At 43.5% G+C, this 11,948-nt stretch carries 8 protein-coding genes and 2 pseudogenes; 1 reads left to right on the top strand and 9 read right to left on the bottom strand.

The features are described 5' to 3' along the window. Window position 1 precedes the first annotated feature (1 nt). From NST83_RS12300 to NST83_RS12275, 6 genes and pseudogenes are all read right to left on the bottom strand, one after another. Window positions 2-157 (bottom strand): hypothetical protein, encoded by a 156-nt coding sequence (locus NST83_RS12300; RefSeq protein ID WP_342417791.1) that lies wholly within the window; start codon window positions 155-157, stop codon window positions 2-4. 736 nt (window positions 158-893) lie between these two features. Next, the gene (locus NST83_RS12295; RefSeq protein ID WP_342417790.1) at window positions 894-2,369 is read right to left on the bottom strand and encodes a YdiU family protein; all 1,476 of its coding nucleotides are present in this window, start codon (window positions 2,367-2,369) and stop codon (window positions 894-896) included. Window positions 2,370-3,477: 1,108 nt separating this feature from the next. Continuing rightward, entirely contained in the window at window positions 3,478-5,442 is a 1,965-nt protein-coding gene (locus tag NST83_RS12290) for a family 43 glycosylhydrolase (protein ID WP_342417939.1), read from the bottom strand. A 47-nt stretch (window positions 5,443-5,489) separates the two neighbouring features. After that, window positions 5,490-7,385 (bottom strand): carbohydrate-binding protein, encoded by a 1,896-nt coding sequence (locus tag NST83_RS12285; RefSeq protein WP_342417789.1) that lies wholly within the window; start codon window positions 7,383-7,385, stop codon window positions 5,490-5,492. Window positions 7,386-8,264: 879 nt separating this feature from the next. Then, window positions 8,265-8,372: pseudogene (locus NST83_RS12280) on the bottom strand (sporulation membrane protein YtaF); the annotation flags it as partial. A gap of 326 nt (window positions 8,373-8,698) precedes the next feature. Next, window positions 8,699-9,562: a LysR substrate-binding domain-containing protein gene (locus NST83_RS12275; protein WP_342417788.1), complete on the bottom strand. Its 864-nt coding sequence runs from the start codon at window positions 9,560-9,562 to the stop codon at window positions 8,699-8,701. Window positions 9,563-9,679: 117 nt separating this feature from the next. Between NST83_RS12275 and NST83_RS12270 the strand changes: the two genes are divergently transcribed. Then, window positions 9,680-10,162: a GNAT family N-acetyltransferase gene (locus NST83_RS12270; RefSeq protein WP_342417787.1), complete on the top strand. Its 483-nt coding sequence runs from the start codon at window positions 9,680-9,682 to the stop codon at window positions 10,160-10,162. A gap of 423 nt (window positions 10,163-10,585) precedes the next feature. On the opposite strand, the gene NST83_RS12265 is transcribed toward NST83_RS12270, so the two are convergent. The 3 genes and pseudogenes from NST83_RS12265 to NST83_RS12255 form a co-directional block, all read right to left on the bottom strand. Next, window positions 10,586-11,221 (bottom strand): IS3 family transposase, encoded by a 636-nt coding sequence (locus tag NST83_RS12265; RefSeq protein WP_342417938.1) that lies wholly within the window; start codon window positions 11,219-11,221, stop codon window positions 10,586-10,588. Beyond that, the gene (locus tag NST83_RS12260; RefSeq protein ID WP_342417786.1) at window positions 11,137-11,535 is read right to left on the bottom strand and encodes a helix-turn-helix domain-containing protein; all 399 of its coding nucleotides are present in this window, start codon (window positions 11,533-11,535) and stop codon (window positions 11,137-11,139) included. The genes NST83_RS12265 and NST83_RS12260 overlap by 85 nt, the downstream gene beginning before the upstream one ends. A 90-nt stretch (window positions 11,536-11,625) precedes the next feature. Then, a pseudogene (locus NST83_RS12255) lies at window positions 11,626-11,846 on the bottom strand (RNA polymerase sigma factor); the annotation flags it as partial. Window positions 11,847-11,948: the final 102 nt, after the last annotated feature.

Genomic DNA, 11,948 nt, shown 5'->3' with positions numbered 1-11,948 from the left:
CTTATGGCACGTAGCCGAATCCCAGGATAGTAAACCGCTTATCCTCGTGGCTGGCTGCCATTCGGATTTCCAGCGTATGCTCCCTGGACTCCCGCTCGTTGAACAAAATAACGGCATTGCAGTGTGTCCAATTCACTTCATGCGGATCGGCGGCCATTATATGCTGCCCATCCACCTTTATATCCGCAGTTCCGAAATCGTCGCTTCGATCAACGAATCATACAAAATATATAAACCACTGCGTTTGGCCACTGGGTCCTGCGGTGCGATAGCAATGAACTGTAATCTTATTATACTATGAGATGGAAAATTATGACGATTATTTAACCCATTTTTAAGAAAAAAAGCTATTGCCAAGAAATATGGAATATATTACAAAAAAAATATTCACACGTACATCCCATCAATGACAGGTGCGTGTGGGTCAATAAATAGCTGTATTCAATAGATAAGAAGACGGTCTGGTTTTCGCGCTTGGCGATTTCAAAAGCTTCTTCGGACCAAGAGATATATCAATTTTAGCATAGGTAGTTCACGGTGGAACACATCGCACAGATCTATAAAATTGGATATTTGTTTTTTATTTTCAACTGCTTTTTGAATATCATCTTGCAAATGATCCAGTCTTTCGCTTTCAAAGGCATCTGAGATTGATTATTTAAAAAGGTGACATACAGACTACCAACCTTCCGGACAAGTCTAAACAATTTCATTGATTGATTCATGTGTAACCGTTGGCTGAATGTTTTTATCTCCGTTGAATGGGAAGGATCATGGTCAAAAATGGATGGGGGCTGGCCCTATCGGTTTTAAATTCTTCCAGTTCTCGACGCCCTTTAAAAATACCCAAAAGAAAAAAGGGCTTTAATACACGCCCTTTTAAAGTTTCCAAATCAGGTACCGCAAAAGGTTCGATAAGGAAGCGGGGATTCCTCTGGCAGTGTTGAGTAATCAGCCTGTTCGGGAGAATACGCGTAAGGATTCGCAAGAACTTCAAGAAGCCGCTCCATCACACTGTAGTCTTCTTGTTTCACCGCAGCTTCCAGTGCTTCTTCTACCCGATGGTTGCGTGGGATTAACGCAGGATTACTGCTGCGCATCAGTTGTTGCGAAGAGGCTTTCGTTTCCTGCTGTCTACCCAGTCTTGCCTGCCACTGTTCATGCCACTGGACAAATTCCTCAGTGCCATACAGTTCTGCATCTTCAAGCTTGCCCAAAGTTAAAGCACGGAAGGTATTGGTGTAGTCCGCACGATGTTTTTGCATGATACTGAGAAGGCCTTCAATAAGAGATAGATCCTGTAACTCTTTATTAAAAACACCCAGCTTCGCCCTCATTCCCATGAGCCAATTACGGTGATATATCTCGGTAAAATCTGAAATTGCATCCTCGGCCAGTTTTAAAGCCTGCGACTCGTTGTCATGCAGCAGCGGCAGGAGGGTCTCAGCAAATCTCGCCAGATTCCAAGCGGCAATACTGGGCTGATTTCCATAGGCATAACGGCCCTGAACGTCAATGGAACTGAATACCGTCTCAGGATCATAGATATCTAGGTAGGCGCAGGGACCATAATCAATCGTTTCTCCGCTAAGGGACATATTGTCGGTGTTCATCACCCCGTGAATAAAGCCGACGAGCTGCCATTGGGCAATCAGCTCTGCCTGACGTTTGATCACTTCTTGTAGCAGGAAAAGATAGCGGTTCTCTCCACCGTAAGCCTCTGGATAATGTCTTTGCAATGTGTAATCTGCCAGGGCTCGGAGATCCTGGGCATTGCCCAATGCTGCGATGTATTGAAAGGTTCCGACGCGCAGATGACTGGCCGCCACACGGGTCAGAACGGCACCCGGCTGCTCGGTTTCCCGGATTAATGACTCACCGGTTGTTACCACCGCCAAGCTGCGAGTGGTAGCAATGCCAAGCGCATGCATAGCCTCACTGATGATATATTCTCGCAGCATCGGCCCAAGTCCCGCCCGGCCATCGCCCCGGCGGGAGTATGGCGTTCTGCCTGAGCCCTTAAGCTGAATATCCACCCGTTCGCCCAGGGGAGTGATCTGTTCGCCAAGCAGCACTGCCCGGCCATCTCCTAACATGTTTAAATGCCCGAATTGATGGCCTGCATACGCTTGAGCAAGAGGCACAGCACCTTTGGGAACCTCGTTACCTGCAAGAACCGCAGCGCTATTATTGCTTCGCAGCGTTGCCCCGTTCAGTCCAAGAGAGTTTGCTAACGGATCATTAAGTATGACCAGTTTCGGTAAGCGTACAGGAGTTGGCTTGAGCCTTGTATACAATATTTCCGGCAGACGAGCATAACTGTTGTCGAAGTTCCACCCTGTATCTTCTATTTGTTTTTTATCCGTCATAATATCTCCTTTTTCTTTTATCGTATTTGACAAATACAAACAAACTATTGCATTGTTGGACTTGCCGTTGATATCAGGCTACTGTTCTTTACGTAAGTTGCTATTACGGGGACTGCCCTCTAATTTTTGCATGAACTAATTTGTTGCATGAACTAATTTTTTGCATACACGGTTACACCAATGTTCATTATTTCATCTAATCCTTTGCGATAAACTCTAGAAACGGCATCTTCTACCATTACAACTTTAAAATCCCGCTCACTTGCTTGATAAATACTAGTTCGTGGACAATTCGGAAAATTGCAACCTACGAAAATTAATACTTCTGTAAACCAGTCCGTTATCATTGTAATAACTTTTATAAGTCAAAGCAGAAAATGCATTGGTAAAGTGTGGCAAGAAGGACAGTGTTTTGAGGGAGCGTATGAGCCCCTATTAACAACACAAGCCACAAGTTTATCATTAATTGCTGCAGCTCGGGCTACCAGATATCCTCCAAATATAGCCTGTTTGGGCAATTCCGAAAGACAAGAACCTTCCGTATCATCTGTGATACACATTCTTTTCATTAAAGATAAACTTAAATGCAAACTTCTCTTGTAGGGACAACTTCACCATAGTAATTCTTCCTCTAAAAATTATTAGCTTTATCTATAATAGCTATAACAACTAATTTCCTCAAGAATGATCTTTACTTAAAATCCTGAAGCTTATTAATGACATGTCAATCAAAGCTTCACTCCTCTCGTATTAACTTTTATACAAGTCAGATTTTAGCTAGTAGCTTTTAACATTTGGCTTAGATGTATTGAAAATGGGTATGCCAGAAGATAGCTTCAATTGTTGTTATCCAGTCAACAAGTAAAAACCGACTCCAATTATGGAGTCGGTTTAGTCCATTCATTTTCCCCTGTTATCTCAATGGAGAAGTCCGTAATTTTCTCTGAGCTTTTCAATTCATGTGGCCTAGCATGGTTAGATTTTCGAACCGAAGAACCTTGAAGGAGCGCAAGAAACGAACTTAGATGTCTATTGGTCCTCGCTTTCCTTGATTTAACATCTGACAGATCCAGGGAGTTAAATCCACAGCTTCAAAACCTCTTGTTTGTCACTGCAAGTTTAAATAATCAAAATCAACAAAGCCACCCGTTGATTTAGTAGCATAATTGAACAAAGCAAAACGGTATCCCATAAAGTGAGGGATTGTATATGACATCTGAAGTGTGTTGCCTATAGCCGTCCAATTTTTGTCGTCAAGACTGTAGTAGAAATATGCTTTATCCGTCTGGTTTGTAAAATCACAGATAAGCTTAAGATATACTCTGTTCTGGGTGAAAGGGACACTTGCCACTTCAGTCATTGCTCCAGAGCTGGCATTCACCATAACAATGGATTTAGAGGTCCCGTTCATCTTTATGCCTACAAATCCATAATTAGCCTGAAAAGCTGCAATACCGGAATAGTCTCCGTCCTTCATCCCGCTTGTTTCCATTGCAATGATTCCTGTACTTTTCGGTCCAAATGTCCTTTGGGTAAGCGTATTTCTGGCATCCAGAATACTTTTACTCACTTTCCCTGTAGTCATTCTCATAAATCCAGGACGCTGTGTAAGGGACCAATGAGTATTGTCAGGATTGTGGTTCCATTGCCACTCCTTTTTAAGAGTCGCTTCTGAAGACGCGGTTCCTGTAAACGAAACATCGTCCACATAGAAATTCATCAAATCATTTGTTGGGTCTGGGGTTGAACTGTAGGGAGTCTCAATGAAAATAAAAGTTTGTGAGAGGTCGGCACCTGCCGGAAGTGTATATGTTCCTTGAATCGTGCCCCATTGGCCCTTGGTTAGCGTGGTGGACCCAAGAATCGATATACCTGTGTAACTTGGACCATTCTGAATACCGAAATTAAATTGCTTAGTGGCAGGACCTTCAGTGTATTTAACCTTTGCAGAAAAATGATACATTCCGCCGGCTGTTACTTTTCCGGTTATTACTTGTTTTGGACCAGCAGCTGTTTGTTGTCTGCCGCTGACAAACAAGCTTTTTGAGCCGCTGTAATAGTCTGTAGTGGTTGCTGCAACAATTGCAGTGTTATTATTCGTCCACGGGCTTATGGTGGCATTTTCAAATCCACCGTTTGCAATAAGTTGACTGGATGCTTGAGAAGATGAAAACTCATCAGACGCATAAACCTTCTTTTCGGGATAACCTTCAACAGGAACATCCATCGTAAGAGGAGCCTTACCGTTAACACCAAATACCGGCCAATTATTTGACCATGTAACCGGAACAAGATACGGCATACGTCCAATTGCTCCGCTGTCTTTAAACAGCATAGCATACCAGGAGCCAGAAGGAGTATCAACAATCCCCCCCTGTGCAATGCCTGAATCATTCAATGACACCTGACCTGTATAGGGTCCTGTCAAGCTACTTGCACGATAGGTTAGTTGTGTGCGATTGCCTCCCGATGGCCAGCATATAAGAAATATATAGTACATTCCCTTGATCTTTTGTATGTGCGCGCCTTCAGCCTTGACTATGAAGCTCGAACCGGCAATATTACTGGCAGCGGAAATAATCACCTGATTAAGTCCCCCTGGCTTGATAGCCTTTGCATCTGCAGTAAGCTCAATAATGCTGATATTATCACTGCCATAAACCAAGAATACACGTCCATTATCAAACAGCAGCGATGCGTCATGATAATAGCTGCCAAGCACTGATGATGTCCATGGACCAGTTTCTATATTGCTGGTTTGATAAATGTATGTTTTGCCGGTAGAATTGGAGCCAAAGGACACATAGTAGATGCCGTTATAATATCTAAGGCTGCTTGCCCACGAGCCTCTTCCATATTCGTTCTGCCCGTTGTTAAGATTTTGTGCGTCATTGTTGGCATACGTATCGTAAACATAATTTACGATTTCCCAATTGACGAGATCATAAGATTTCATGATCGGAACTCCAGGATTCATGTGCATGGTCGTGCTAGTCATATAAAAAGTATTACCTACCCTGATAACATCGTTGTCTGGAGAATCAGCATTTATAAACGGATTTGTAAAAGTAATTAGAATCGCCCCTAATCTTTGATAGGTTCAAAAGCTTTTAGTTTTAGTTAATTAAATTCTAAATAATCCACATAGGCATCCCATGTCCCGTTATCGGTGGTTACGATCAGTCTGACCTCTTGATTTCCAGTTGCATGGGTAATATTAGACAAGGTTTGGACCGTCGGAGTAGTTCCGGTAAAATTAAAGGAACCAGCTGTGCTTCCTCCTATTTGCAAGTCTACTCTGGCGGTACTGGAGTTATTCGAAGCACCCCTTACTGAAATACTATGAGTAGAGTTGGCAAAATACTGAGTGTATGCACTATAATCATCATTGGCGTATAAAGCGACCCCATTGAAAGGAGAACTGATCTTCCCAGCGTAAGTACCGCCGAGGGTCATATCCTCAGCTTCAACCCTTGTTCCAGTAGTGTTGGGTGTAAACTGCCAGTAATCAATATTAAATAAGTTACCAGTCCCTGTTCCGGTAAACACTAAGAAAACCTTGTGGACTCCTGTTGCATTGCTTACAGTGGTTTCGACTTCCTTCCAGGTCTGTGTTCCTCCAGTAGAACTGACATTAAGAGTTCCAACCAGAGGACCCGTTGCACTGTCCAGACGTATTTCTATTTTACCGCCTGCATTGGATGCTACGTTTGCTTTAAACGTCTTGGCTCCGCCGCTACCAAAGTCGGCATTTCCTACAGCGATCCAATCTCCATTGTGTACGTTTGTTACATTAAGATTATTTGTCGGTCCGCCTGATGCTTGACTCGCCTCGGTTGTAATCCCTGCATTCCACCCGATTGTTTCAGCCTCAATCCTATTGTATGGATTAAGATTGGCTATCTGAGGCACGCCTGCCATATTTCCCTGAACCTCTTGTATCGTTCCATTCGTATTATGGACAAGCTTGTTAATATTAGGAGAACGATATCCTTTCCCTTCTCCCAATAGAGCCTTGCTGACAGTTTGGGAATGGTACACTACATACCATTGGTTATTAAAGTTAAACACCGAATGATGGTTATTTCCACCAACTCCGAAAAATGCTTGTGGATTTTTTAGGAAATGTCCTGTATAAGTAAAGGGTCCCATAGGGCTGCTGCTCACCATGTAGCCTATTTCACCTGCTGGGTAATTTGACGGGTGTGTACCGGAGAAATTGATACAATAAGAGTAATAATATTTGCCGTTATACTTATGAATTCCTGAGTCTTCAAACATGTAAGGAGCATCAATGGTTACTGCACTTCCAATAATACTGGTCATATCAGCGCCCAGTTTTAAAACTCTGGCTGTTTTAGGATTTGCAATTGAAGCTGGGTCCGAAGTATTGGGTATACCTCCACCAACATACAGATATCCTGTACCATCATCATCCACCAATACTGCCGGGTCAAAAAGCCATGTAACTCCAGACATTCCAGTTGTACTGTGTGTAACTAGAGCCTTTCCAAGTGGGTCTGTCCAAGGTCCTATCGGAGTGTCTGCAGTTAGCACACCAATACCTGAGGCACCATTTGCAAAATAAAGGAAAAATTTATCCTTACCATTTATTTTTTTATGTGCAACGGCCGGTGCCCATGAGAGTGATGCCCATTTTGCAATACCTTTTCCATTATTTGAGTTATTATATCCTGCGACCGGAATTGCACCGTGGTCTGTCCAGTTCACCATGTCAGCAGAAGATATGACGAATATTTTATTTAGTTCACTAAAATCATTCTCTTTCACCGTTCCATTACTGTTATATACATATGCATCACTTGACATATAGATATAAACCCGTCCATCATAGACCAACGCATAGGGATCCGCCCCCAATTTATGGTCCATAAGAGGATTTGAATTCCCTGGAAGCTTTACAATTGCATTGTTAGCAGCATGTACAGGTACCATTGGTAAACAACTCAGCAATAATGTAAAAGCTAATAAAAACACCGAAAACTTTTTAATCATAAACATATTACCTCCATTTTTATATTTCATGTCTATTAAAAGTTTACAAATTGCCTATGCATAGATTTAATTAGTAATTTTGTATCCTATTTGAAGGTTGGTGCTCCGAAACTTGGACTTGTAACATTTTTAGCAGATGTTATAGCCTCCCCTCTAAAATTGAAACCGCTTTCAAGATTTGAGGACTAGGTTCCAATAACTGGATTTTTACGATCATTTTGATAAACTGCTATGCTGCATAGCTCCATAAAGACTCGAATCAAGCCGAATTAGCCAGTTCATCATTTTTATTTTCGCCCAATAAATTCCATTTAATAGCTTTTTATAATTACCTTGGTTACGGTACATCCAGCAAACTGCGTTGCACGGTTCTAGGCATTCTTTTGGATATCAGCGCCTTAATTCACCGATGGCAAGCCATAACTGTCGTCTTCACGCAAGATGGTGTATTCGAGCTGTTTGTGCTCAAATATAGTGTCTGGTTCATAGGCAACCCTGTATATTGACGAACTACCGATCGTATTCCCAAATTCCCCTCCCTTCTTTATCATTTACCGATTGAAAATTTTAACTTTCGAGCTAAAATTGAAAACGTTTACATAATTACAAAGGAATATTATGTCGTTGGTAAAGTAGAAGTGAGCTTTAGGCTGCACAGTCGGGAAAACGATATCCAGGAATATAATACCATAAACTCCACTTTGGAACAAGTGGCCCATACAATTGGCATCATTCCTGCACGGTTTGCCAAGACTTTATTTTTTGATCAGGGATATTTGGGTGTTCAATGAAATTTGCCTTCTGGACCTGAACAACACACAAAGAAAAAGCCACCTCTCCACTGCAATAGTGGAAGGACGACTATGAATTAGCGGTGTTAACGGTATTAACAGCAAGTGCAACCCCCAGCACCGCTGCCTCAAGGTATCCAATAGAGCCTGATTTGTCTTTATCCACGGTTTCGGGATTTTGCAGAATTCCTTCGAGGTCGAGACATATTCCAGACCAATCCAGCCCTGCAAGTCTAGTCAGTACCTCGCCAGTTCCTCTCGGAATAACTGCGCATGTGCTGGCGAGTTACCTGCGTCTAGAAGAAGCGTACGGCGCGTACCCGTAATTGCTGAGGTAGTACACTTCCCGTCCTTTGTATTTTTCCTTAAATCACCACTGAGAGCAACCATACTTGTTCAGCGTGTTCCCTGTTAGCAGAAAATAAAGTGTTAGACCCTGAGAATAAAGTTATAAACTGACAGCAGTATTAAGCTAGGGGTAGTAAACAAGATTATGTGTTTTTTAGAAAGCGTCAAGAATTATCACACCATCATTTGGGTGATAAACGTCTTCATTGCAGCACTGAGATAGGAGGTTTTGCGATAAACCAGACCAATTTTCCGTATGGGAGCAGGATCTTTGAGGCAGATTTTGCTGATAGCAGGCTGGTTAACTGTTTGGAGGTAAGATCGTGGCAGTACAGCTGCACCAACCCCTGCCATCGCGACCTGTAGTAACGATTCCAGAGTGGAGAGCTCCAGGATCGGCTTGACATGGAAGCCTGCATTCTCGCAATACCTGTCAAAAAACTGGCGTACGAGAAACTTGGGCTGAAGCATGGCAAGAGGATGCGCTCGAAGCTCTGCGAGGGAGACGGCATCCGCCGCCGCGAGTGGGTGCCCTGCCGCGACGGCAAGTTGAAGCTCGTCCTCGAACAACTCAATGCTCTCAAGTTGCTTGTGATCCAGCGGTAGATAGACAATACCGAGATCGACCCGATTGGTGAGCAGTCCCTCCTTTACTTCCTCGGTCGCCAATTCCTGAACAGACAGCTCAATCTCCGGATACTGTTGATAAAACGCGGCGATGGCTGACAAAAGTAGATGGTTGCCCGCACAGCCAATCCGCAGGCGGCCTCGCTTCATGCCTCTAAGCTCTTCGATCGCAGCCCGAGCTTGGTCCAACTCGTGAAAAGCGTTTAACGCATGGCTTCTCAAAATGCATCCTGCCTCGGACAAATAAATCTTCTTACCAATACGGGTAAACAACGGCATGCCTAGCTGGTGCTCTAGCAGTTGGATCTGATGGCTGAGCGTCGGCTGGCTGATCAACAACCGTTCAGCCGCTCGCGTAAAATGAAGCTCTTCACAGACCATTAAAAAATAGGTCAATAATCGATGTTCCATTGGGTTTCCACCGTCCAATCATAGATATCATCTATGATCATAATCAAATAATCGACATTGATCAATTGTTTGATTTTTTCTACAGTAGAAGTAAACCATACAAGAGGAGGAGATAGCATGCTTGAAACAGTACTCACGATCACTTCTATGCAGACGTCCGAAGAAGCTTGGGCCTTCAAAACCCTTAACGAGGAATGGATTGCCCGCATCTTCACCTTCGAAGAGGCGGACCGGGTTATCCTCAATGACCCAGTGGGAAACATCATGAACAGAGGAGGAGACGTACTCATCGCGCGCGCAGACAATTCCATCGTTGGATGCGTTGCACTCGTGTCGACCGGAGCTGGCGTGTTCGAACTCTCAAAGATGAGCGTGACACCCGAGTGTCGGGGGAGCGGATACGGACGGAGAATCATCCATGCCGCTATTAACCGCGCACGCGAGCTTGGCGCAACTTCTCTCTTTTTAGGCAGCAGTACCAAGCTACCGAACGCTGTCCATCTTTACGAATCGATTGGGTTCAAGCACGTTCCCGTTGAGAAGCTCGGGTCCATGTCCTATGTAAGAGCCGATGTGTTTATGGAGTTGGAACTAAAATGAATACGGAGTGAAAATTTGCGGTGTCGACGTTCTAGTTTTAATGGGAGGCGATAGCACAAATAAAAGCAGCGGCAGTCTGTAACTATCTCATCGGCAATGAATATAAGCTCTTGTCCTTTACGGCTAACGATGTACTTAGCTCGGGACAAGAACTTGCATCGTTAAAATAAAAAGGTCCATTATCGGCATAGCTACTTTTGGTCAAGCCCCCATTCTATAGACATTGAAAAAAGACCCTAGACTATAAGCCGCTTCCGGTACTCTACCGGGGGCAGTTTGTTTAGCCTTCGTTGTGGCCGATGTTGGTTATAAAATCGAATTTAATCTTCCATTTTCCTTTGTGCCTCATCCATATTTCGGATATCATAAGGATAGAGTCCTTCCGTTTTGAGATGCGAGAAGAAGCTCTCCATGGAGGCATTGTCATAACAATTGCCTCGGCGAGACATGCTGATTCGGGCGCCAACCTTTGTATGCATGGGACGTGTACTGGAATCCCTGATCGCTGTGAACGATCAGTCCGGTCACGTCTTTTTGCTGAGTCCACGCCTGCTGAAAGGTTCGGAGAACCAGTTCATTGTCGTTCCTGGTGCTCATTTGATAAGCGATAATTTCGTTATTGAACAAATCCTTCACGGCTGAGAGATAGAGCCACTTCTCGCCTACACGATATTGCGTAATATCTGTCACCCATTTTGGGTTGGGAGCATCCGCGTTGAAATCCCGTTTCAATATTTTTTTTGCCACCCGACCTCCTTCAGAAGAAACATAATTACAACGATGCTTTCGGCGGATTCTCGAACGAATTCCTAGATCCTGCATGATTCTGAGTACCTTCTTATGATTCATCCAAACCCCATGGGCGTGTAGCAGGAACAGTTGAATTTGGCGATAACCGTAGACTCCGTTATACCGTTCATACACCTTTTGGATGAGTTCTTTCGCGGCCTGGTCCCGTTCTACTCCTTTACGTTTCAAGAAAGCGTAATATCCACTTCTGGAGACAGCAAAGAGTTTGCAGAGGTCGCTAACGGCATAATCCTTTGCGGCGCTCTCAATGACGCTATATTTGTGCGTTTTACCTCCTGCATCCAGATTTCCAAACACTTTTTTAGCATTTCATTTTCCCGTTTGAGCTTTTGAACATATCTATCCTGATCGATATATTCTTTACGACGCCCCCGTTGATCCAGTAGCCCAAATTCCCCTAGCTCTCGGTATCTCTTCATCCATTTCTTCACTCTCCCGTGATCTTGAATCTCAAAATGCTCCGTAATTTTCCGATAAGTCCATCTTTCCTCCACATGTAAACGAATGGCCTCTTTTTTGATCTCATCCGAGTATGTTTTAAACCTCTGTCCTTTAATCGCCATAAAAATACACCCCCTAGAATTTCATCGGACAAACCAGGGGGGTTATCCAATGTCTATTCTAAGGGGTGCACTTCACTTTCGCTTGTTCCCTTTTCTCCGTATATCATCAATCCAGGTGTTCTTAGCAATCCACAGTAAAAGCGCTTTGGGATTGGTATGCTCGAAGCTATTTAACTTTACTAATCCTTTTACCCAAGTGTCCTGCGCCAGTTCTTCCGCATCCCAATTGGATTTCGTAAGCGACAGACAGTAACGTTCAGGACCGCCTGTAATTCCTACAAGTTCTCAATGTTGATTATATTGTCTTTCATTTGTATAGATTAGCTTTTCCATTAGAACCTCCGTATCTTTTTACGTTCTCAGTACGTTTACAAGGAGAAATCAACTGAAAACAGGAAAGTGGGGGTATTAAA

Origin of the sequence: Paenibacillus sp. FSL R10-2782, assembly GCF_038592985.1 — a bacterium.
Lineage (GTDB): Bacteria > Bacillota > Bacilli > Paenibacillales > Paenibacillaceae > Paenibacillus > Paenibacillus terrae_C.
This window is presented reverse-complemented; position numbering and strand designations above follow the sequence as displayed.

Excerpts from the sequence above, each read along its gene's own strand:
- NST83_RS12300 (WP_342417791.1), bottom strand. The coding sequence starts at position 157 with ATGGCCGCCGATCCGCATGAAGTGAATTGGACACACTGCAATGCCGTT.
- NST83_RS12260 (WP_342417786.1), bottom strand. The coding sequence starts at position 11,535 with ATGGCGATTAAAGGACAGAGGTTTAAAACATACTCGGATGAGATCAAA.
- NST83_RS12275 (WP_342417788.1), bottom strand. The coding sequence starts at position 9,562 with ATGGAACATCGATTATTGACCTATTTTTTAATGGTCTGTGAAGAGCTT.
- NST83_RS12295 (WP_342417790.1), bottom strand. The coding sequence starts at position 2,369 with ATGACGGATAAAAAACAAATAGAAGATACAGGGTGGAACTTCGACAAC.
- NST83_RS12285 (WP_342417789.1), bottom strand. The coding sequence starts at position 7,385 with ATGATTAAAAAGTTTTCGGTGTTTTTATTAGCTTTTACATTATTGCTG.
- NST83_RS12270 (WP_342417787.1), top strand. The coding sequence starts at position 9,680 with ATGCTTGAAACAGTACTCACGATCACTTCTATGCAGACGTCCGAAGAA.